Origin of the sequence: Enterococcus sp. AZ129, assembly GCF_051714505.1 — a bacterium.
Classification (GTDB): Bacteria; Bacillota; Bacilli; order Lactobacillales; family Enterococcaceae; genus Enterococcus; species Enterococcus faecalis.
In genome coordinates this window covers 2456956-2479162 of record NZ_JBIORY010000001.1, presented here as the reverse complement: position 1 = coordinate 2479162, position 22207 = coordinate 2456956, and the positions used below count along the sequence as shown (strand labels likewise).

27 protein-coding genes and 1 other annotated feature are annotated in these 22207 nt (G+C 36.1%); of the genes, 25 read left to right on the top strand and 2 right to left on the bottom strand.

The features are described from left to right. The first annotated feature begins 19 nt into the window (after window positions 1-19). The 23 genes from IGJ90_RS12255 (at window position 20) to IGJ90_RS12145 (ending at window position 16757) form a co-directional block, all read left to right on the top strand. The gene (locus IGJ90_RS12255; protein WP_438760801.1) at window positions 20-313 is read left to right on the top strand and encodes a hypothetical protein; all 294 of its coding nucleotides are present in this window, start codon (window positions 20-22) and stop codon (window positions 311-313) included. 90 nt (window positions 314-403) lie between these two features. After that, on the top strand, window positions 404-1072 hold the full coding sequence (locus IGJ90_RS12250; RefSeq protein ID WP_438760799.1) for a Rha family transcriptional regulator: 669 nt from the start codon (window positions 404-406) through the stop codon (window positions 1070-1072). A gap of 226 nt (window positions 1073-1298) precedes the next feature. After that, window positions 1299-1472 (top strand): ribbon-helix-helix protein, CopG family, encoded by a 174-nt coding sequence (locus IGJ90_RS12245; protein ID WP_438760797.1) that lies wholly within the window; start codon window positions 1299-1301, stop codon window positions 1470-1472. Between the two features lie 218 nt (window positions 1473-1690). Then, window positions 1691-1849, top strand: coding sequence for a hypothetical protein (locus tag IGJ90_RS12240; protein ID WP_438760795.1), 159 nt, complete (start codon window positions 1691-1693; stop codon window positions 1847-1849). Then, window positions 1849-2223 carry a hypothetical protein gene (locus IGJ90_RS12235; RefSeq protein ID WP_438760793.1) on the top strand — a complete coding sequence of 125 codons (375 nt, stop codon included), beginning with the start codon at window positions 1849-1851 and terminating at the stop codon, window positions 2221-2223. The genes IGJ90_RS12240 and IGJ90_RS12235 overlap by 1 nt, the downstream gene beginning before the upstream one ends. Beyond that, on the top strand, window positions 2223-2420 hold the full coding sequence (locus IGJ90_RS12230; RefSeq protein ID WP_438760791.1) for a hypothetical protein: 198 nt from the start codon (window positions 2223-2225) through the stop codon (window positions 2418-2420). Before IGJ90_RS12235 ends, IGJ90_RS12230 begins: the two co-directional genes overlap by 1 nt. Window positions 2421-2422: 2 nt before the next feature. Then, the gene (locus IGJ90_RS12225) at window positions 2423-2776 is read left to right on the top strand and encodes a phage replisome organizer N-terminal domain-containing protein (RefSeq protein WP_438760789.1); all 354 of its coding nucleotides are present in this window, start codon (window positions 2423-2425) and stop codon (window positions 2774-2776) included. After that, window positions 2766-3560 carry a DnaD domain protein gene (locus tag IGJ90_RS12220; protein ID WP_438760787.1) on the top strand — a complete coding sequence of 265 codons (795 nt, stop codon included), beginning with the start codon at window positions 2766-2768 and terminating at the stop codon, window positions 3558-3560. Before IGJ90_RS12225 ends, IGJ90_RS12220 begins: the two co-directional genes overlap by 11 nt. Before the next feature lie 20 nt (window positions 3561-3580). Beyond that, a complete protein-coding gene (locus IGJ90_RS12215) occupies window positions 3581-4414 on the top strand; it encodes an ATP-binding protein (protein WP_438760785.1) in 834 nt (277 codons plus the stop codon). Window positions 4415-4986: 572 nt separating this feature from the next. After that, the gene (locus IGJ90_RS12210) at window positions 4987-5319 is read left to right on the top strand and encodes an HTH domain-containing protein (protein ID WP_438760783.1); all 333 of its coding nucleotides are present in this window, start codon (window positions 4987-4989) and stop codon (window positions 5317-5319) included. Beyond that, window positions 5319-5468 (top strand): hypothetical protein, encoded by a 150-nt coding sequence (locus tag IGJ90_RS12205; RefSeq protein WP_438760781.1) that lies wholly within the window; start codon window positions 5319-5321, stop codon window positions 5466-5468. Before IGJ90_RS12210 ends, IGJ90_RS12205 begins: the two co-directional genes overlap by 1 nt. 154 nt (window positions 5469-5622) lie before the next feature. Then, window positions 5623-5946: a phage replication protein gene (locus IGJ90_RS12200; RefSeq protein WP_438760779.1), complete on the top strand. Its 324-nt coding sequence runs from the start codon at window positions 5623-5625 to the stop codon at window positions 5944-5946. 15 nt (window positions 5947-5961) lie between these two features. Continuing rightward, on the top strand, window positions 5962-6552 hold the full coding sequence (locus tag IGJ90_RS12195; protein WP_438760777.1) for a hypothetical protein: 591 nt from the start codon (window positions 5962-5964) through the stop codon (window positions 6550-6552). After that, on the top strand, window positions 6542-6880 hold the full coding sequence (locus IGJ90_RS12190; RefSeq protein WP_438760775.1) for a hypothetical protein: 339 nt from the start codon (window positions 6542-6544) through the stop codon (window positions 6878-6880). Before IGJ90_RS12195 ends, IGJ90_RS12190 begins: the two co-directional genes overlap by 11 nt. 187 nt (window positions 6881-7067) lie before the next feature. After that, window positions 7068-7271, top strand: coding sequence for a cold-shock protein (locus IGJ90_RS12185; RefSeq protein WP_438760773.1), 204 nt, complete (start codon window positions 7068-7070; stop codon window positions 7269-7271). Window positions 7272-7587: 316 nt separating this feature from the next. After that, window positions 7588-7644 carry a hypothetical protein gene (locus tag IGJ90_RS12180; RefSeq protein WP_229065712.1) on the top strand — a complete coding sequence of 19 codons (57 nt, stop codon included), beginning with the start codon at window positions 7588-7590 and terminating at the stop codon, window positions 7642-7644. Window positions 7645-8294: 650 nt separating this feature from the next. Beyond that, window positions 8295-8684: an ArpU family phage packaging/lysis transcriptional regulator gene (locus IGJ90_RS12175; RefSeq protein WP_438760771.1), complete on the top strand. Its 390-nt coding sequence runs from the start codon at window positions 8295-8297 to the stop codon at window positions 8682-8684. A 133-nt stretch (window positions 8685-8817) separates the two neighbouring features. Then, window positions 8818-9333 (top strand): DUF6933 domain-containing protein, encoded by a 516-nt coding sequence (locus tag IGJ90_RS12170; protein WP_325847827.1) that lies wholly within the window; start codon window positions 8818-8820, stop codon window positions 9331-9333. Window positions 9334-9707: 374 nt separating this feature from the next. Beyond that, window positions 9708-11021, top strand: a complete 1314-nt coding sequence (locus IGJ90_RS12165) for an NCS2 family permease (RefSeq protein WP_002355107.1) — start codon at window positions 9708-9710, stop codon at window positions 11019-11021. A gap of 158 nt (window positions 11022-11179) precedes the next feature. Further along, window positions 11180-12394, top strand: coding sequence for a tRNA uracil 4-sulfurtransferase ThiI (gene thiI, locus IGJ90_RS12160; RefSeq protein ID WP_002367322.1), 1215 nt, complete (start codon window positions 11180-11182; stop codon window positions 12392-12394). 129 nt (window positions 12395-12523) lie between these two features. After that, window positions 12524-13171, top strand: a complete 648-nt coding sequence (locus tag IGJ90_RS12155) for a redox-sensing transcriptional repressor Rex (protein ID WP_002365189.1) — start codon at window positions 12524-12526, stop codon at window positions 13169-13171. Window positions 13172-13234: 63 nt separating this feature from the next. Then, on the top strand, window positions 13235-13723 hold the full coding sequence (tpx, locus tag IGJ90_RS12150; RefSeq protein WP_002367321.1) for a thiol peroxidase: 489 nt from the start codon (window positions 13235-13237) through the stop codon (window positions 13721-13723). A 49-nt stretch (window positions 13724-13772) separates the two neighbouring features. Further along, window positions 13773-14012 (top strand) — a binding site (T-box leader). Window positions 14013-14114: 102 nt separating this feature from the next. Beyond that, window positions 14115-16757, top strand: coding sequence for a valine--tRNA ligase (locus IGJ90_RS12145; protein ID WP_002372973.1), 2643 nt, complete (start codon window positions 14115-14117; stop codon window positions 16755-16757). Between the two features lie 46 nt (window positions 16758-16803). On the opposite strand, the gene IGJ90_RS12140 is transcribed toward IGJ90_RS12145, so the two are convergent. Together IGJ90_RS12140 and IGJ90_RS12135 are read right to left on the bottom strand one after the other, a co-directional pair. Further along, window positions 16804-17403: a TVP38/TMEM64 family protein gene (locus IGJ90_RS12140; RefSeq protein WP_002355114.1), complete on the bottom strand. Its 600-nt coding sequence runs from the start codon at window positions 17401-17403 to the stop codon at window positions 16804-16806. Beyond that, window positions 17396-19960 carry a YfhO family protein gene (locus tag IGJ90_RS12135; RefSeq protein WP_025186688.1) on the bottom strand — a complete coding sequence of 855 codons (2565 nt, stop codon included), beginning with the start codon at window positions 19958-19960 and terminating at the stop codon, window positions 17396-17398. Before IGJ90_RS12135 ends, IGJ90_RS12140 begins: the two co-directional genes overlap by 8 nt. Before the next feature lie 248 nt (window positions 19961-20208). Here IGJ90_RS12135 and IGJ90_RS12130 point away from each other — a divergent pair, with 248 nt between their 5' ends. Both IGJ90_RS12130 and IGJ90_RS12125 read left to right on the top strand, forming a co-directional pair. Further along, the gene (locus tag IGJ90_RS12130; RefSeq protein WP_002355117.1) at window positions 20209-21531 is read left to right on the top strand and encodes a bifunctional folylpolyglutamate synthase/dihydrofolate synthase; all 1323 of its coding nucleotides are present in this window, start codon (window positions 20209-20211) and stop codon (window positions 21529-21531) included. Continuing rightward, window positions 21515-22174 carry an HAD family hydrolase gene (locus IGJ90_RS12125; protein ID WP_002398690.1) on the top strand — a complete coding sequence of 220 codons (660 nt, stop codon included), beginning with the start codon at window positions 21515-21517 and terminating at the stop codon, window positions 22172-22174. The genes IGJ90_RS12130 and IGJ90_RS12125 overlap by 17 nt, the downstream gene beginning before the upstream one ends. Window positions 22175-22207: the final 33 nt, after the last annotated feature.

Here is a 22207-nt window from a genome sequence, read left to right as displayed (position 1 = left end):
AATTTATAGGAGGTGCAAGATGAGCAATTTAACATTAGCAAGGAAAGAACTGTTTCAGGGGATCAATTGCGATTTATGGATGGACAACAAAGGGAATCCGTACATGACCATTCAACAATTAGCGAATGCGTTGGAATATAAAAGTAAGGACGGTATCGAGAAAATACTCAAACGGAATCCGTATCTAAGAAATAAAGAGTTTTCAGGTACCTACAAATTGTCGGTACCTGGATCAAAAGGAGGAACGCAAGAAACAATCGTATTTACTCGTGATGGCATTATGAAAATTGGTTTCTTATCGCCTAAGCAGTGAGGCAATTAATTAGAAATTATGAAAAGGACCTAAACGAATTTGGAAAAACGACATTTGAAATGTCGAAAATAAATAAAGGGAGGTAGCGAGATGAAAGAGTTAGTATTTTTACATTCGCAATACATTGAGGAAGAACCATATACAACCGATGAGGTTATTGCGAAGTATTCAGAGAATAATTTAAAATCCGTAAAAAATTTAATTCGTGATAATAAAGCAGATTTAGAAGAGTTTGGAATTTTGCCTTTTGAAAAGGTTAAATTAAACGGTCGGGGACGACCAAAAAAGACTTATTTATTAAATGAGGAACAAGCGACCTTGCTTATCACCTATCTAGATAATACCGAACCAGTTCGACGATTTAAGAAAGCGTTAGTGCGACAGTTCTATGACATGAAGAACGAGCTTTATGCTATACGTATGGAACGACAAAAAGAAAAAAGTGTGCGTAAGTCAATGACAGATGTCATCAAAGAGTTGGAGCTTTCCCCGCATTACTACAAACACTATACAGATTTGGTTTATAAAACAGCATTAGGATTTAATGCTAAGCAATTAAGAGAAGCTCGAGAGGTAAGTAAAAAGTCAACGATATTAGATTTTTTAACGTCAGAAGAGATAGAAGCAGTGAACAAACGAGAGCAACAAGTAGCTACATTGCTTACTCTTAAAATGGATTATGACACGATTAAGAGCATTTTAAGTGGTCAAGGTGTTTTATATCAAACAACGCTTAAAATGCCAGCCAAAAAAAATTAAGGAGCAAATACAATGAATAGAGAAAAGAAAAAGCCTTTACTCGAAAAGTCTTGGCGGACAGAGTAAAAGGCACGAAAAAAGGCTTAATATAGCCATCTTTTCTCTAGTATAGCACATTGACAGTAGAATAAAAGCATGCAGTTTATATTTTTTTAGAAAAAGTGCTTGACTTTTTGGAACTCAAATATTAATATGTATTTGTGGAACACAAAAAGTAGGTGATGAAATGGGTCCACGCACTGGTAGACCTAAAAAAGAAAATCCTTTGAATATTGATGTAAAAGTCCGTATCGATAAAGAAATGGATAAAAAAATAAAAGCTTATGCTGAAAAGCACGGGCTTAGTCGAACTGAAGTCATCAGAAAAGGAATCAAACTTATTTTAGGGTCTGATAAATAAAAAGTACACCCCATAACTTCTCAACCGACCAAAGCGATAAGTTACGAGGTGCTATCACCGTATAAACGGCATGCAAATATAATACCACTGTATGCCTTTATACGTCAATGGCATGGCTTGTTTGCTGTGCAAAAAGTATAAGGGTATTTTGCTATACCCTTATTCAAACAAACGAATAAGGGCTTTTTTGTGCCCTCAAAACTGGAGGAAAATACAAAATGAAACGAAATTTAATAATTTTATGCCTTTTAATAGGCGGATTTTTCGGCTTATTACCATTAATCGCAAAATTAACTATTTTCACAGGTTTAGCGGTGTATTTATACATGGCTTATGACGAACATGCTTATCAAATGGAAAACGGAGGGCGCAAATAATGGAAATGAATAGATATGAATCTAGAATTTTGAGACAACTTGATAATTATAAATTAGAAGAAATCAATGTAGGGATAGAAGAATTAGAGGCTAGTATCGATAAAATTCGGTTTGGTAGACATTATAAAGATAAATTAGCTATTTTATATGTTTTAAGAGAACATGCTAAATATAAAGAAACGTGTACAGAAATTCACGATTTAAAAGAGCAGATTTTCAAAGAATGGTTACAAAAGACCGATTTAAAAGAGGCAAGGATCAAAACGTTTAATACATGGGTCAAATATCAAAATCAATTGAAAGGTGCCGAATTTGTTCGTGACAGTTTGAAATACGAACTTGAACAATTGCAATTAATGGAGGTGCTAGTTTGATGAATACAAAACAATTTTGCCCAGAAAAAATTATTGATGAAATAAAAGAAGTGATGATATGCGCGAAGCAATCAACGCCAGAAGAACGAGAGATTTTAATTGAGTGTTTACGTAAGGCAGCACAAAAACAAAAGAAAGAGGTTATCCGCATACCTCTTATAAAGTTAGCTGAGTGGGCTGAATCATTGGAGGGATAATTATGACAAAGTATAAAAATAATCCAAAGAAAAAGCGTTATTACTGGCTACAGTTAAAAGAAGATTTTTTTAATCAAAAGGAAATCAAGTTATTACGGCGTATAGCTGGAGGGGATACCTATATCATCATATATCTTAAAATGCTTTTATTAAGTCTTAGAGATGAAGGAAAGTTGTATTTTGAAGCTATTGGAGATGATTTAATACAAGAGCTTTCTTTAGATTTAAACGAAAAGCCCGGGGACGTTAGAACAACTGTTAATTTTTTAGAACAAAATAATATGCTTAAAGTTCTAAGCAAGTATGAGTATCAGTTAGTAAAAAATAAAGAAATAGGGTGTGAACATGGCGAATAGAAGAATGTTTTCGAAAGATGTTGTTGATTCTGATAAATTTTTAGATATGCCACCGACAGCACAAAACTTATATTTTCATTTAGGCATACATGCTGATGATGACGGTTTTGTTTCATCGCCGAAAAAAGTTCAACGTTCAGCAACTGCAAGTAATGACGATTTAACATCATTAATCAGTAAAGGTTTTATAATTCCTTTTGAAACGGGTGTTGTTGTTATAACCGACTGGCATTTGAATAACCAAATTAGAAAAGATCGATATAAAGAAACGATTTATCAAGAAGAAAAAGCAAACTTATTGCTAACAAATGGCGGTAAATACGACTTTGTAAATAATGCAAACCAAATGGCAACCAGTTGGCAACCAAATGACAACCAAATGGAAACCCAGTATAGGTTAGGTAAGGATAGGTTAGGTAAGGAAAGTATAGGTAAGGGTAGTAGAGAAGAAGGCCTGAAAAAAATCTACCACTACTACGAATCAAATGGATTTGGAACATTAGCACAAAAGACAATGCAAGATTTTGATTATTGGCTTACTGATTTTGAAAAAATAGGTGCTACGCAAGAGAATGCGGTGGAATTAGTTATTCATGCGTTAGGAATAGCAATAGACCGTAATAAACGTAACTACGGTTACGCCAATGCTATATTGAAAGATTGGGAACAAAACAAGTATTTATCAGTTAAAGATGTCGAAGCCAACGACAAGAAAAACAAAGAAGAGCAACAGACTAAAGACCAGTGGGGACAAGATAGTGATTATGCTGATTTAGGCTTTTAAACGAGCTGGGAGGTAAAAAAATGAAACCATTGAAGATTGACCTAAAAGAACATTTTGATATTGTAGGCAGTTGCCCACGGTGTAAAGAACCACTTTATGCTTGGAAATTACGTGATGGTGATTATGGAGTTCGTAGAAGTTTGCCTGCGTGTATGAATTGTCATTATGGTGAGATGCAAAAGAAAGAAGAGTATTTGATAGATACTAAACACAAAGAATCAATTAAACAATTGCATATTAATTACATGAAACAAAGTTCTATTGTTACAGACATCGGCACATGGGAATGTACATTTGATAATTACGAACCTGATAATCAAGAAACAACAATTGCTAAGCGAAAGAGCATAGAATTTTGTAGAAGTTATAAACAAGGCAATAACAAGCATTTATTGCTAGTTGGTGGTGTTGGGGTAGGAAAAACACATCTAGCTATGAGTGTCTTAAAAGAGATACTGGAACAATCAAACTATACAAAAAAATGCCTTTTTATCAATTATCAAGAGTTATTAAATCAATTGAGATACTCTATGAGTGATAATCAAGTGAAGAAACTTATAGTAGGTGGAACAATGAATGAAATAAAAAAGGCGGATGTGCTAGTTATTGATGATGTGGGAAGCAATTTGGGCCAAGTTGGGAAAGTAAAAAAAGCAAGTGATTACGATACCGAAATAATGACCTCAATAACAGAGGCTAGACAAAATATGGCAACTATCTATACAACTAATTTAAGTTCAGAACAGCTTAAGTTTTCCTATGGAAATAGAGTTTTATCAAGAATGTTGAGGAATAGTAAAGGTTACATCGTAACGTTTAAAGAAACAAGAGATAAAAGAAGTATGAAAAAATAGAGGCTCACATTCGATTTAAGGGGTTTTGGTTTGTTTTGAGTAAAATACCTTATCTATAGATTAGAACGCCTTAAATTGAATATATGAGCTGTTAAATGGTGTTTATCTAATTATGGTACACGATTTACGATTGGGAGAAAAGAAGAACTAAAAAATCTTCCGTTTCTTCCGCCCTAAAAAAGAGCTTTACAAAACCAAACATTAAATTTTAAATATAGAACCTCACAAAACCTTACTTTTTTACTTATTAGAGCTAAGTATCAAATAGCGACCTAGCTAAAAGATGGCCAAGAGATGATGTAGCGATTCGCTAGGTCGCTATCACTTTGAATGATAACGAGGTAACTATTAGTAACTCTGTTTTGAAATCAATAGCCAAGTCGAAAATTTCGACCTGGCGAGAAGTTGAAGTTTTGTTAATAAAAAGGGGAAGCAATTTGGGCCCTTCCAAAGTACTAAAACGGTCCTTTGGTTAACGAAAAAGTATACTAGCTTACAAAGATAGTATTTCATGGATTATGTAGCATGGCCGAAAATTCGGCTGCCAAAAAAAGATAAGGAGAGATAAGCGCATGAAGCTGTTAACAGTATTAGAAAGTGATGTCCTTGATCTTATACCTATAGGCGGAGGCAGAAGAATTTCAATTAAGGAAATCGGACAATTACTGAATGTGGAAGAACGGGTTATCTATGAAACAATCAATCGATTGCGTAAAAAAGGCGTACCAGTATGTGCAAAGAGAAATGGAGAAAAAAGAGGGTATTTTATCGCTACGAATGAAGAAGAGCGTAGAGAAGGTTTGTCGGCATATAAAGCACAGGTTAAAGACATGACAAAATTAATCAATCAAATAGAGAGAGCAAATTTAGAACATTGGCAAGAGAATATAGAGAGGGCGAAATAATGGGAAATACAATCATTTTTATTAATCACAGAGGCGAAAAACAAGAGATATCAACGAATATCCATTTTGGGGAGATAACGCTAAAAATTCAAGATGATGTAGTTACCTATAAAAGTGAGGTTTCAGGAGAAAGAATTATCAAAAAATAGCTATATTTTATCATGAATTTATACCGCAAACGAATTAATTATGTTATAATAATGACAAGTGAATGATATGTCTGACTGGATAACCCAGAGGGCTATATTTTCCCATTTAGTTGGGAAATATAGCCCTTTTTTTATTTGAATAAGGAGGGAAAGTATGCTTGATTTGAATGTTAGACAAAAGAAATTTTTACGAGCTTTGTTAGAAAGTGACACTGTTTCTCAAGCTTGTAAAAAAGCTAATATACAGGAAGCTACAGGGCATAAGTATTTGGAAGATAGATTATTTTTAGAAATTTATCAACGGTTAAAATGTAAACGAATGCGCCAAGTAACGAATCGTATACAAAGAGCCTCAGGAGATGCTTTAACCGTATTAGTGGAAATGATGAGTGATCCAGCGCAAGTACCAGAAATACGCATTGAATCTGCTAGAATTGTTCTTAAGTACGCATATCATGGACTAGAAGTAGATAAATAGAGAGGAGTAACACATATGAGTTTAAAAGAAGTAATTACAAAGTTAAGCGAGTTAGGAAAACAAGCAAAAACAATTCGTGAGAATTTGGCGAAAGAGATAGAATCTAATAAGCAAAAGTATGCACCAGAGTATTGCCATGAAGTAAATGAAAAAGTAAAAGCGGAAGTAAATAGCAAACTTGAGCGACTGAAAGCAGATGCTCAAAATTTGGTAGATAAAGAGATTGCTTTGCGCTATTCAGAATTAGATGCTAGTTATTTTAAAAATATCACACCAGAACAGTTTGCAGAGTTAGAAATGATTAGTAAAAGTGATGTAACTATTTTAGAAATGAAAAAATATTATGAAAAGTTTTCGGATAATTATGCTATTTTAAGACGCCTAGAAAAAATTGCAATAGATAAAGGGTATCGTGTTTTAGGGCGCTCTTATTTAGCCGATATTGAACAAGTCGAAGAATTGGAACGAGCTTTTCCACATTTTATTAATGCTATCCATTCAGGAGATGCTATGCGTTTATTGACATCAGAAAGTTTAGTTAATAATGCAGTAGAAGAGTATACAATGTATATGGATAAGTCAGTAGAGATAGTAAGTGGGCAATAAGGCTATTCATCCTAAAGAAAAAGCAAGACAAGTTCAGTATTTACTACGTGCGTTATTCACGGGAGATTATTACTTGAATCGTTCAAAAGGTGTTTTTTATATTCGTGTACCTAAAAAAAGAGGTGCACCATATGGAAATAAAAACGCGCTAGGAAACAAAGGCGGTGGTGCTCCTTTAGGTAATTTAAATGCTGAAAAGACAGGATTATATACTGATTTGAAGTATCGGCTACAAATGGCAGAAATTGAGAAACGATTGATTGAATCTGGATGCTGGAGTAAAGAAGCGATGATTACTTATGCAAAACAGATAAAGAATAAGAAATAATAAATCTTTTTTTTATTTCAGTTTTCAATTTTTTCAAAACAAACTCAATAAAAATAAAGCAAAGCACTAGAGGTTATCGCTTTATGGTTGCATTGGTTGCAACTATCCAAAGGTAACGTTGCAACCATCTGTTACCAAAAAAATACTACAAAATACTACAATCAATAAGAAAGTGGGATGTTCTAATATGAAAACAGGTATTGTAAAATGGTTTGATGCTAAAAAAGGATTTGGGTTTATTGTCGTAGAGGATGCAATGGACATCTTTGTTCATTACACAGCAATTCAAACGGAAGGATATAAAACACTAGAAGAAGGGCAAACAGTCCAGTATGAAGTAATGGAAGGCAAACGAGGCCCACAAGCCTATAATGTGGTAGTGGTTAAATAATAACCGATGTATGAGCTCATCTAACCAGATGGGCTTTTTTGCATATCTTGTTAAATATAATTGCTTATAATAAGCCAGATAACTAAAAAAGCCCAAGTCAAAAATAACTTGGGCTAACACAGAAATAAATAGGATTATGATACATTGACACTATAAAAATAGTATAGCACAAACGCTTAGTTCTTAGTATAATATCCATGTAGAAAAGTAAAAAGATGGTGGCAATCCAAAGTCTAGGAGGTGGTGCTTATGAAGGTAAGTATCAAATCTAGAGAAAGGAGAGCCTGATTTGTCAACTTATGAAGCTTTAAGTCTGATGATTGCATTTGCAATGTTAGTCTTAGCTATCAAAGATGACAATAACAAAAAATAAACCATCTTTTACTTTGGCGAGTAAGATGGTTTAAAAAAATTATCCAAAAGCTACCGTCTTTTTAACGGTTCTACATTGGGGCGTGTTTGTGGCACGTCCTTTTTTCTTAGTTCATTATATCATGAAATGAGATAAATTCAATCAATTAGTAGAACGTTTAAAGCTTTTGGTTAGGTATGGAAATCTTATCCCCCGTTCTAATTAAAAAAATAAAATTGGTTAGGGAACGGGAGGGGAACTCCGAAAAACGCACAGGCTAATCTCATATGACCCCCACCCCAAAAAAAATCATCGGAAAAGTTCAAATGACAAACCGGTGGATGGGGTCAACTGTCCAGAAAAATAGAAGTTCTCACGTACACCCCCCCCTTATTAAAAGAATAAAAAGAGACTAGCGAAAACGGTTATGGGAACTTTTTCCAATAGCGAGAGGATTTAAAAAAATTTTTTCTGAATGAAAAACGTTTAAATATCAATGATTAGCGTTATTTTTAGTCGTCAAAACCATGCAGAAAAAAGCCTTTTTTTTCGCAGTGATTTGAACGAATAAAAAAACTGACCTAAGAACATCTGGTCAGTTAAAAAGGAGAGTTTAGCAAATAGACTTATAGAATTATGGTACCTCAATTATAACATAAAAGGGTGATTTGATGGTATCAGAAAAAGAAATCAGGCAGCGAGCGAAAAAAGTTTTAAAGAACTATGACAAGTATAAAAGAATTGCTGGAAAAGATGACTCTTTAAAGTCTGTTGTGTTGTCAGATATGCCTAAAAACGTTTCTAGAGTTAATTATAACGAAAATAGACTAATTAACCGTATAGATGCCCAAAACATCTTACAAAGCATTTCAGAGGCGCTAGAGATGTTAGATAGTGAACACAAAGAATTATTAGAACGCATTTACATTTATCAAAAACACAAAACTCAGTTATATATAGCAGATATGATGGGATGGAGTATAAAATCTTTAGAACGCCATCACGCGTTAGCGTTAGTAGAATTTGCTGAGGCATATCATTATGAAAATCTTTTGTTTTAGTTGGCTCTCTGTATAAAAAAAGAGAGTATAATTATATGTAATGAACAGCTTATTTTTTCTATAAAAGAACTAGATAGTACAAGAAACTTTGGTTAGAATAGAAGTGAAAGAAGCAAACACTGGAGGTAGGATTATGAATATTATTCCAACAAAAAAAGCGTTACCTTTATTTTCATTTTTTGATTATTCTCAAAATAAAATCGAAAACAATGAATGTTCTTTTTATTCATGGCATGCGAACTATTTTACTGTGAACAGAAAAAAAGTTTTAGTATTAGTCAATGAGCTATCTAATTCATCTATAGTTTTAGCTGATATCAATGCGAAAAATAAAAAGTGGCTAGAGGAATATGTTAAGCAAGGGATAGAGGAAACATTTAGTTATAGTGGAATTTCTTCGGTTCAAATAAAAAAGTACTTTCTAATGGCAGGTAAAGTTGAATTGTTATCAAACTACAATCCTTCTATGATTAGCGTAACAAATAACATGATTCAAATTATTAAATCAAATCCTGAAGATATTGACTTTAATACTGTCTTACAACCAAAAATTATGGAAAAGTTAGCTAATATTCCTTATAAGAGATTAACTCCTAGCTTTTCATTTAGTAAAGATATAGCTAAAAGAGAACTAGATAAATTAATTTAATGTTGACACTAGAGAAATAAAACAATACACTTAAGTTACAGATAGGTATCATACCTAGACTGATTACATGATGAAACTGATACTAAGTATTAAGCGTAGTCTAAATACGCCAGCCATCATGGGACCTGCTACAGGTCTTTTTTTTATGTAAAAAACATCTATCAGCGTGGTGGTTTTGTCTGTGCAAAGGTCTGTGCCTGTAGTCAAAACTATGTGTATTTAATAGAATAGGCTAGTTTGCAAAGTCCCATTATATCAAGTAAAATGGAACTATTCGTGCTTAATAATATTCGCTCAACTAAGCACGTTGTTTCATTAATAAATTGAATATTTTACGAACATTGTAAAATATTTAGATTTTAGGAGGACGGAACATGAAAGAAAAAATAAGTTCATATTTTGAACTTGAACAATTGAATACGAATATGAAACGAGAAATGTTAGCTGGTTTCACCACATTTATCTCAATGGCGTATATTTTGTTCGTTAATCCAACCGTACTTGGTGCTTCTGGCATGGACGAAGGCGCTGTTTTTACTGCCACCGCTTTAGCGAGTGCCTTAGGTTGTATTTTAATGGGTGTGTTGGCGAAATATCCGATTGCGACAGCACCAGCTTTAGGAATTAATGCATTCTTTGCTTATTCAGTCTCTGTTGGTATGGGGATTCCTTGGCAAACGACATTAGCAGGCGTTTTTGTGGCTTCATTGATATTTATTTTAATTACAATTTTTAAATTACGCGAGCTAATTATTGATGCAATTCCTGCAGACTTGAAATTTGCCATTTCAGGTGGGATCGGGTTGTTTATTGCTTTTCTTGGTTTAAGCCAAGGTGGCTTAATTGTGGCTAATGATGCGACACTTGTTGGCTTAGGACCTTTGAACGTTGGCTCAACGTGGGTCACCATTGTCGGCTTAGTCGTAACTGCAATTTTGTTAGTTCGTCGAGTGCCTGGTGGTATTTTTATTGGGATGGCGATTTCAACGATTGTTGGTTTAGCGACAGGCGTTATTCCAATGCCTGATAAGATTATTTCAAGCGCGCCAAGTTTAGAACCAACATTTTTAGTGGCGTTAGGACATGTGAAAGATATCAATACGATTCAAATGTGGGTCGTGGTTTTAACGTTCCTATTAGTAACATTCTTTGATACCGCTGGTACGTTGGTGGGCTTAGCCAATCAAGCAGGTTTTATGAAGGACAATAAAATGCCGCGTGTGGGGAAAGCTTTAGCCGCTGATTCAACAGCGATGTTAGCTGGTTCTCTACTAGGGACATCGCCAGTTGGCGCATATGTAGAATCATCTGCGGGGATTGCTGTGGGTGGTCGTTCAGGAATCACAGCTATTACAACTGGGATTTTATTTATTTTCAGTTTGCTATTTTCTCCTTTGTTAGCAGTTGTCACTTCGCAAGTTACAGCACCAGCGTTGATTATTGTTGGTGTTTTGATGGCACAATCCTTAAGCAAAATTAAATGGAACGAGATGGAAATTGCGATTCCTTCCTTCTTAATCTTGTTAGGAATGCCATTGACATACAGCATTTCAGATGGGATTGCCTTAGGCTTTATCTTCTATCCAATTACAATGATTGCGGCAAAACGCGGGAAAGAAGTTTCGCCAATTATGTATGGCTTGTTCTTTGTTTTTGTCGGATTCATGTGGATCCTGAATGCGCAATAAGCAAGAGAGAAAGTTATCAAATAGTTGATTCATAAGACAATGAACTTATGAATCAACTATTTTTTTCGACTAAGCACTAGAAAAACGCCCCTTATTTGATGTATAATTTGCAAAGACATTGACCTGTGAAGATACAGGAACAGAGAGGAATTAATTGAGTGAAGTATACAGAAATTATGGTTCGCTATGGCGAATTATCAACTAAAGGAAAAAATCGTAAAACGTTTATCATGCAGTTAGCACAAAATGTGAAACGTGCGTTAGCTGATTTTCCAGCATTGAAAATCCATGCAGATCGAGATAGAATGCATATTTTATTAAATGGGGAAGATAGTGAAGAAGTGATTCCGAAACTAAGTAAAGTGTTTGGAATTCAAAATTTTTCGCCAAGTATTCGTATTGAAAAAGAAATGCCAGCGATTCGTGCAATGGTTCAAGAGGTTGTTCGGGAAGTTTATACGCCAGGTAAGACGTTTAAAATTACTGCTAAACGCTCGGACCATTCATTTGAACTTGATTCAAATGGCTTGAATCAAGAATTAGGTGGGGCCGTTATTGAAGCCATTCCGGAAATTCAAGTACAAATGAAAAAGCCTGATATTAACTTAAGAATTGAAATTCGTAAAGATGCGGCGTATTTATCTTATGAAACGATTCGCGGTGCGGGTGGATTGCCAGTGGGCACCAGTGGTCGTGGTATGTTGATGTTGTCAGGAGGCATTGATTCACCAGTTGCTGGTTATTTAGCTATGAAACGTGGCGTGGAAGTGGAAGCTGTCCATTTTGCTAGTCCACCTTATACAAGTGAACAAGCGTTACAAAAGGCTAAAGATTTAGCTGAAAAATTAGTCCCTTATGTAGGAACTATTCAATTTATTGAAGTGCCCTTTACAGAAATTCAAGAAGAAATAAAACGAGTTGTTCCCCAAGGCTACTTAATGACCATTACACGACGTTTAATGTTACGCTTAACAGATGCAATTCGTGAAATGCGGAAAGGTTTAGTCATTATTAATGGTGAATCGTTAGGACAAGTGGCTTCGCAAACACTTCAAAGTATGGTAGCAATTAATGAGGTTACCTCAACACCGATAATTCGACCCGTTGTTTCAATGGATAAGACAGAAATTATCGAAATTGCCGAAAAAATTGACACGTTTGAATTAGCCATCCAACCCTTCGAAGATTGTTGTACAATTTTTGCGCCACCGCAACCGAAAACACGACCTCGCTTGGATAAAGCGCAAGAGTATGAAGCGCGCTTAGACTTGGAAGGTTTAATGGCTCGGGCCTTAGAAGGACTCAAAATTACAGAGATTTCAGCAGAAACAGCGAAAGATAAACAAGAAGACGAATTTGCAGATTTCCTATAAGAAATAAATACAGTGACGGTCGCTTAGACGTCACTGTATTTATTTTGTACTTATTTCACAAACAAGTTGCTCGGAGAGGGGAACCGTGATAAACTGAATATGTGAAGTAGGTAACAAGGAGGACAGAGGATGGAGAAAAAAATGCCTAAAGCAACGGCAAAACGTTTGCCGGTTTATTTACGTTATTTAAAAATGTTAGGGGATTCTGGTGTTAAACGCATTAAATCACGAGAGTTTAGTGAAATGATCCAGATTCCTTCTGCAACGATTCGGCGTGATTTTTCCCACGTTGGTGAACTGGGCCGAAGCGGTTATGGTTACGATGTGCCGTATTTAATTGAGGTATTTAGTAATATTTTAAATACGCAAGAAGAAAAAAGAATTGCTCTGATTGGTTGTGGCAATTTAGGCAAGGCATTATTAAAAAATAATTTTAGACGCAACGAGAATTTGAATATTGTCTGTGCTTTTGATAATGATTCGGCTTTAGTTGGCACCACGATTAATGGATTATTAGTTCATGATATGTCTGAGTTAGAAGCATTCGTTCGACAAGAAGGGGTCACGGTAGCCATTTCTACAGTACCAAGTCACCATGCCCAAAAAGCCATCGACAAAATTGTTCAAGCGGGTGTGACTGCGATTTTAAATTTTGCGCCAGACCGTGTCAGTGTGCCAGCCAACGTTAGTGTGCAGTATATTGATTTAACAACGGAACTGCAAACACTGATTTATTTTAATGAAACTTTTTCACTAGCAAATAGCCCAAAGCAATAAAATTGTCTTCATAAAAATCCTCTACTATACTTATTATTGAAAGTGGAAAAGGAGGATTTCAGAATGAATGTTACAAGAAAAGGGCACGTATTAGAATTGACAGGTGAACAGCCCGAAGTTGGCACAAAAGCCCCCGTCTTTTCTTTGAAAAATTTAAACAACCAAGAAATCAACTTGGCAGATTATAAAGGTAAAACGGTTTTAATTAGTGTGGTTCCTGATATCGACACACGTGTTTGTTCACTGCAAACGAAACGTTTCAATCAAGAAGCGGCGAAATTAGACGGTGTTCAGATTATCACGATTTCCAATAACACAGTTGAAGAACAAGCAAATTGGTGTGCCGCTGAGGGTGTCGAAATGGAAATGCTTCATGATACTGAAGACTCATTTGGTGCAGCTTATGGTTTGTATATTCCAGAAATGGGCCGTTTAGCACGTGCTATTTTTGTGATTGACCCAGAAGGAACGTTAGTTTATGAAGAAATCGTCTCAGAAGTTTCGTCGGAACCCGATTATCAACAAGCGTTAGAAGCTGCAAAAAAAGTGTAATCCCTCTAGATTACAAATTGACTTTGCTTGCGCTTCATTGTAGAATGAAGCAAAGACAGCGAACAAGAGGAGTATCATTGGTGTCGTTTTAGAGAAAAAGTCGTTCAGGTGCAAGACTTTTACACAACCAGTGAGAAGGTAGCTTGTGAGTCAATGGTTTGAACACAGTACGTTAGTAGAACGATTCGTTTCGTGAACGTTATCTCACGAATGAGTGGCATTTGAATGAATTCAATTCAAATGCAATTTAGGTGGTACCGCGTAAATAAGATGAATCTACGCCCTAAAATACGAAAGTATTTTAGGGCGTATTTTAGTGTTTAGCCAAAAAAACTCATTTGTAAAATAATTACCGCTCCAAATCGCGTATTTTAAGAAAGAAGGGGAAAAAATGTCAGAAGAAAAAAACTTACCAACGAAATATCAACCGACAGAAATCGAAGCTGGCCGTTATCAAAAATGGCTAGATCAAGATTTATTTAAACCAAGTGGCGACAAAAAAGCGAAGCCCTATTCAATTGTTATTCCACCACCTAATGTAACAGGGAAGCTACACTTAGGGCATGCTTGGGATACAACATTACAAGATATGATTATCCGCCAAAAAAGAATGCAAGGCTTTGATACGTTATGGCTGCCAGGAATGGACCATGCCGGAATTGCCACGCAAGCAAAAGTAGAAGAGAAACTAGCACAACAAGGAATTTCACGTTACGACTTAGGTCGTGAAAAATTTGTTGATCAAGTGTGGGAATGGAAAGAAGAATATGCTTCTCACATTCGTGAACAGTGGGCAAAAATGGGTCTTTCTTTAGATTACAGCCGTGAACGTTTTACTTTAGATGAAGGGCTATCTGAGGCCGTTCGTAAAGTGTTTGTCTCTCTTTACGAGAAAGATTTGATTTACCGTGGTGAATATATCATTAACTGGGATCCAAAAGCGAAAACAGCATTGTCTGATATTGAAGTAATCCATAAAGATATTGAAGGAGCTTTTTACCACATGAGCTACCCATTATCAGATGGTTCTGGCGTTGTTGAAATTGCGACAACGCGTCCTGAAACAATGTTGGGAGATACGGCGATTGCGGTCCATCCAGAAGATGAACGGTATCAAGAACTTATTGGTAAGACAGTTGTCTTGCCATTAGTAGATAAAGAAATTCCAATTATTGCAGATGACTATGTAGATATGGAATTTGGAACAGGGGTTGTAAAAATCACACCTGCCCATGATCCAAATGACTTTGAAGTCGGTAATCGTCATGACTTACCTCGAGTAAATGTTATGAACGAAGACGGCACGATGAATGAACTGGCTGGAAAATACGAAGGAATGGATCGTTTTGCCGCACGTAAAGCGATTGTCTCTGACTTGAAAGAACTAGGTCGCTTAATTAAGATCGAAACAATGAATCACAGCGTGGGCCATTCAGAACGAACAGGCGTTGTCGTGGAACCTCGTTTATCGACCCAATGGTTTGTAAAAATGGGACCATTAGCTGAAAAAGCAATGAAAAATCAAGAAACAGAAGACGCTGTTGAATTTTATCCACCACGCTTCAATCAAACATTTTTACGTTGGATGGAAAATGTACATGACTGGGTTATTTCGCGACAATTATGGTGGGGCCATCAAATTCCTGCTTGGTATCACAAAGAAACGGGCGAGATGTATGTTGGGATGGAAGAGCCAGCCGACAGTGAAAACTGGGTTCAAGATAGTGACGTCTTAGATACATGGTTTAGTTCTGCATTATGGCCATTTTCAACGATGGGTTGGCCAGATGAAGCAAGCGAAGATTATCAACGTTACTTCCCAACAAGCACATTAGTTACTGGCTATGACATCATCTTCTTCTGGGTAAGTCGTATGATTTTCCAAAGCTTAGAGTTTACAGGTGAACGTCCCTTCCAAAATGTCTTAATTCACGGCTTAATTCGTGATGAGCAAGGACGCAAAATGAGTAAATCATTGGGGAATGGGATTGATCCAATGGATGTCATCGAAAAATATGGCGCAGATGCATTGCGTTGGTTCTTATCAAATGGTTCAGCTCCAGGTCAAGATGTTCGTTTTAGTTATGAAAAAATGGATGCTTCTTGGAACTTTATCAATAAGATCTGGAATGCAAGTCGCTTCGTTATCATGAATGTAGAAGGTATGACTGCTGCAGATATTGACTTTAGTGGTGAAAAGACTGTCGCTGATCGTTGGATTTTAACGCGCTTAAACGAAACGGTCGCCCGTGTGACAGAATTATTTGATCGTTTTGAATTCGGTGAAGCGGGTCGCCAATTATACAACTTCATCTGGGATGATTTCTGTGATTGGTATATTGAAATGAGTAAAGAAATTCTTTACGGAGACAATGAAGCAGCTAAACAAACAACACGGAGCATCTTGGTGTACACGTTAGATCAAATCTTACGCTTATTGCATCCAATTATGCCGTTTGTAACAGAAGAAATTTGGGAAAAAATTCCGCATCAAGGTGAGTCATTGGTTGTGGCAGAGTACCCAGTTGTGCATGAAGAATTTAACGATGAAGCAGCAGCTCGAGGAATGGAAGTTCTGAAAGAAGTTATTCGTTCGGTTCGGAATATTCGAGCAGAAGTGAATACACCACTTTCTAAACCAATTACTTTGTTAATTAAAACAAACGATACAGAAGTAGAAGAATTTTTAACAGCTAATACTAGCTACTTAGAACGCTTCTGTAATCCAGAGGAATTAGTCATCAGCCGTGAAATAGAAGCACCAGAATTAGCCATGTCCGCTGTTTTAACAGGCGCAGAACTATTCCTACCATTAGCTGGGTTGATTAATATCGAGGAAGAAATTGCTCGCTTAGAAAAAGAATTAGACAAATGGACAAAAGAAGTCAAACGTGTGCAAGGCAAACTTTCAAATGAACGTTTTGTGTCAAATGCACCAGATGAGGTCGTGGAAGCAGAACGTGCAAAAGAAAAAGACTACCTTGAAAAACAAGAGGCTGTCAAAGAACGGATTGCCCAATTACGTTCAATCTAAAAAAGAAAAGACAACAAAACCAAAAGTTGGTTTTGTTGTCTTTTTGTTATAATTTGCCAAATAATTGAAACAAATACAACATTAAGTAGCTGTAAGTAGCCACAGACCAGAATTTCAATAAAAGAACAATTTTCATGAATTCTTTTAAAGAAATATCTGTAATTCCCGCCACTAAACAAACAATATCATCTGGAGCGAAGGGGACTAACATAGTAAAGATTAAGAGCTTTTTGACATTGTGTTCATTTTTGTCCAAAATCTCTTCAAATTTTTTGTATTTATTGGGTGAAAGGATTATTTTTACAAAGCTACGTCCATAGTAACGAACCAGTAAAAAGCCAATAAACTCACCAATAATCAATCCAAGATAGCTATACAAAAGGCCTTGCAAATTGCCAAACATCAACATTCCTGCAACAGAAGAGATTCCTCCAGGTAGAATAGGAATAATCACTTGGACGATTTGTAAAAGAATAAAACACAGAACCGCATAGTTACCAAACTGTTTAATAAAAGCTTGCAAGGAAGCAACAGAATGAAAAATTCCTCTGGAATATCCCCATAAAATTAAGCCGAAGAAAAGCACCAGTCCAACTAGGGGTAACCACCGAATGAGTCCATTTAAAAATTTTTTCTGATTAGTCATGAGTGGCCTCCTGACGTTTTCGACGGTATTTTTTAAAGCCAAGATAACCAGCCGTTCCCAGTAAAATCGTTCCGCTGACGGCAGTGCCGAGATAAATCATTCTTGGATGATAGGCAAAGGTTAACTGCTGTTTGCCAGCTGGGACTTCAACAGCTAAAAAGCCACCTAGAATGCGTTGTGTTTTTAAGGGTTCTTTTTGTAGCGACGATTTGACTTGCCAATCTTGGTCATAAGGAATGGACGTATACAGTAACTGAGTATCATTTCCAGGTACATTCAGTGCGCCATTTAAATGGCCTTTTTTAGTTGCATTCACGTGAAGAGCTTGTTGGCGTAATTTGTCAACCGCACGATTAAAGGCTGTTTGGTCTAAAGTTTGAAGTTGCCAATTGCTTAAATCAACCACTTGTTCAGCAGTTAGTGACAGGGTCACGGTAGTTCCTTTTTCAAAATGCCCTAAATTGAACAGTTGATTGGTTGCAATATAAATCGGCGTCGAGATAACTTGTTGGTTTACCTTCAATTGTGTAACTTTTTTCCATTTTAAATTCGGAATATAAAGATGCAAGTCACCAGTACTATTCACTTTAAAGGTTGCTTCAATTGTTTCGTTGGTATGATGAGGTTCATTTATCAACGAAGCTGTTTTAAAGTAAGGTTTATCCGTCGGCACGAGCGTTTGCAGGAGTTCTTCTTGGGCATCTAAAGGATTATTTTTTGCTAATTTTAACTTGGTTAATGCGGTTGGCGCCAAAAAGCCCATACCGATCGCTTCATCATTTTCCATGATTTTCGTGGAACCAACTGTTTTTAGCAATTTTTCACTCGTAGGTTTTTCAATTGGTAAAAAGTCATATTTCACATTTAAAAGTAAATTGGTTAGTTGTGAATTATCCACATAGGCAATCCGGCGATCATTTTTTCGATATAAACCTAGCGCACTTAATGTGTCTTGGGTAGTGGCAGTTAAAGTCGAAGTATAGCTAGAAACGCCAGCATAGCCATAAAGTAAAGGATTATTGTAGCCGTTATTGATTTCACGGAACCCTGTTTCTTTGGAAGGAATGACTTGTTTCATGCGATAAAGTTCTGGTGCTGAGGCCATTTTTTCATCGATTAATTGGCTGTGTTTTCGGTAATCTTGGGCAAATGTTGCTTGGCTACCAAAGGGCATGTGTTTAAAAGAAATCCAGAAATTCGTTGTTAATTCTGTGCTGACCAGTAAGAATAAAGCCACGACTACATAATTTTTTAAGGCCTTTTTGTGTGCTAAACGCAAGCAAACGAAAATCAACCAAATAAAAAGTAAACTTAGCCATAAATAATTGATCGAAATTAAGAGATTCTTTTGTGGACCATAATACAAAGATCCGTAGCCAATGACTAACAGCAGACTAAAAATAATAGGTGCGGTCCAAGGAATGGTCACTTTTTTAAGCCAAACTTCATAGGCAAAGACAATCAATAAAAAGCTAAAGATAAAGACATTTCGGTAAGGGAACCCAGCTGGGCTTTGAAACATGTGCCACACAGTATTAAAGGCTTCTAACCAAAAGCTTAAAAAGAGAATGAATAAAAGAATTGCTGAAGCTATTCTTTCTTTTAACGCAATTTGTTTCGTTTGAAAATAGGCAACACAGAGGAGTGTCACAAATAATCCAGCAAAAACGGTTGGTAAATGGTCTAAACGCAACTCATAATTAATAGAACCTAAGCCTAATTGCGAGAAGAACGAAGTGTTGAACTTAGGCGTTAAAAAGAACGTCGAGACATCAAAATCTGCTTTTTTTGTATAGAGCATCCCTTCTGCTGCAGGTAATAATAAAAAACTAGTTGCGGTTCCTGTTAAAAAAGAAACGAGGATGAATAACGGACTTTGTTTAAAAAATTGCCGAATAGCATGGGCTTGGGTATTCTTTTTAAAGAACCAATAGATACTGTACAAAACAGCAAAGAGACAAATCATATAACCCATGTAGTAATTCGTCACAATCGCTAAAAATAGGGTGATACTGTATAAGCCCCATTTGCGTTGATCCCATAAACGTTGGAGTCCCAATAAGATAAGCGGGAATAGAATCAGTGCATCCAACCACATAAAGTTTTGGCTATAGACGGTGACAAAGCCACAGAAACTATAGGACGTTGAAAAAAGTAACGTGGTGCCATCAACTTTTTGATAGGTGTATTTTAAATAGCTAAACATCGTAGTGCCCATCAAGGCAAGTTTTAAGGTAATAATCCATAAAATTGCTATAGGTAATTGTTCATAAGGAAAAAAGAAAGCCAACACATTAAAAGGGCTCAGTAAGTAATAGGCTGCCAAAGGAACAATCGATTCACCAATCTCATTGGAAAAAGAGTAGAATGTAGTTATTCCCTCGTGAAAAGAGCGTTTTAAAAAACTCAAGAAAGGCATGTATTGTGTGCCTAAATCACTAACTAATAAGTTGTTGTCACCAAAAGGCGCAAGTTGTAATGTCATCCATACAAGCAACAGAAGTAAAAACGGCAAGAAAAAACTTCCTAACCATAAAAGCTTCGATTTGTTTTTCATCAAAATAAGTCCACCTTTATAAAAAAATCATGAATAAGCGTGTTGAACGCTCTAAAAATAGTTTTTAATTGGCTGGCTAGAATGAACCATCCAGAATGTTAGTTTACCATAAGTTCATTAATGTATCCGCTAATAACGCAAAATTATGAAAAATGCAAAAAGTTTTCAAGAAAAAGTTTCAATTGGTTATTAGTGAAAAAGTCACCTAACTTAGTTATAATGTAGAAGAAGACAAGGAGTTGGACAAGATGCAATTAACAATAGAAGAAGCCATTGAATGGATTCATAGCCGGTTACCCTTTGGTTCAAGACCTGGTTTGGATCGGATCAATGCGTTATTAGAAAAAATTGATCATCCAGAAAACAAAGTGCCAACGATTCATATCGCAGGAACCAATGGTAAAGGCTCAACCGTGACATATTTACGCTGTCTATTAGAAGAAATGGGCTTGAAAGTCGGAACCTTTACCTCTCCTTATATTGAATCATTTAATGAAAGAATTGCGATAAATGGTCAACCAATTTCAGACGAACAATTGATTACCTATGTGGAAAAGTATCAACCAATCATTAAAGAATTAGACCAAATCACTGAAGTGGCTGGAATTACAGAATTCGAAACATTGACAGGAATGGCCTTGGACTATTTCGTGAATGAACAAGTGGATATCGCAGTTGTTGAAGTTGGCTTAGGTGGATTACTTGATAGCACCAATGTCGTGAAGCCATTATTGACGGGAATTACGACAATTGGGAAGGATCACACAGAAATTTTAGGTGAAACAATTGCTGAAATTGCCTATCAAAAAGCGGGTATTATTAAAGAAAAAGTCCCAGTAGTAACAGGCAATATTTGTGCTGATGCGCTAGCAGTCATTGAAAAAGTCGCACAAGAAAAACAGAGTCCAATTTTTCGTTTTGGCAAAGAGTATCAAGTGGAATATCTACATCCTGATACACAATGGGGGGAAGTATTTAATTTCTATGGAGAAATGGGCAAACTGACAAAAATTAAAGTTCCCTTGTTGGGGCGTCACCAAGTAGAAAACGCGGCGGTAGCTATTCAATTATTTGACAAGTATTGCCAACTACAACATTTGCCGTTTAAAGAACGAGACATTACTCAAGGGTTAGCTAAAGCGCAATGGCCAGCTCGAATGGAACGTCTTAGTGATGAACCGTTGATTGTTTTAGATGGTGCCCACAATGATCATGCAGTAAAACGCTTAGTTGAAAACTTGCGCAAAGAGTTTCCACAACACACGATTCATATTTTATTTTCAGCTTTAGCAACTAAAGACGTGGATGAGATGATTCAGGACTTAAAGCAAGTACCGAATGCGCATCTTTACTTAACTAGCTTTGATTACCCTAAAGCTATTGCACTTACAGAAATGGAAAAATATGAAGACGATTTAACAGAAATTGTGTCTTTATGGCAATTTGGCTTAGGCGAAATTTTAGAAAAAATGTCGACAGATGATTTATTATTAGTAACAGGTTCATTATATTTTGTTTCTCAAGTAAGAGAATTACTTTTAACTATAGGAGGAAATGATGAAGAAATTTGATGGCGTAATTTTTGATATGGATGGGTTGCTTTTTGATACGGAGTTGATTTACTATACATCTACTCAAAAAGTAGCAGATGCAATGGGGTTACCATATAGTAAAGAAGTCTATTTAGACTATGTTGGGATTTCCGATGAAGAAGTACAAGAGAATTACCGACGTATTTATGCATCTTATGGTCACGACACAGTGGAAGAATTTATCCGCCGTTCTTATGATGATACCTTGCAAGAGTTTCAATCTGGTAACGTCCCTTTAAAACCAGGGGTGGTGGAATTCCTCGACTTTTTAGATGATCAAAAAATTCCTCGATTAGTTGCTTCAAGTAACGTCCGTCCAGCAATTGAAATGTTATTAAGCCATGCTGGGATTCAGGATCGTTTTGTAGGGATCGTTTCAGCAGAGGATGTTAAACGAGCAAAACCGGACCCAGAAATTTTTCAAAAAGCTCGTCAACTTTTAGGAACAGAAGCCCCGAAAACCTTGATTTTCGAAGACTCATTTCATGGGGTAAGTGCGGCTCATAGTGCGGGCATTCCAGTGATCATGGTACCTGATTTATTGCAACCAACTGAAGTTATCCAAGAGAAAACATTACATGTCTTGGAGAGTTTACATCAAGCGCCACATTATTTAAAATAATAAAAACAACACTCCTTTGCGTAGTTTATTAAT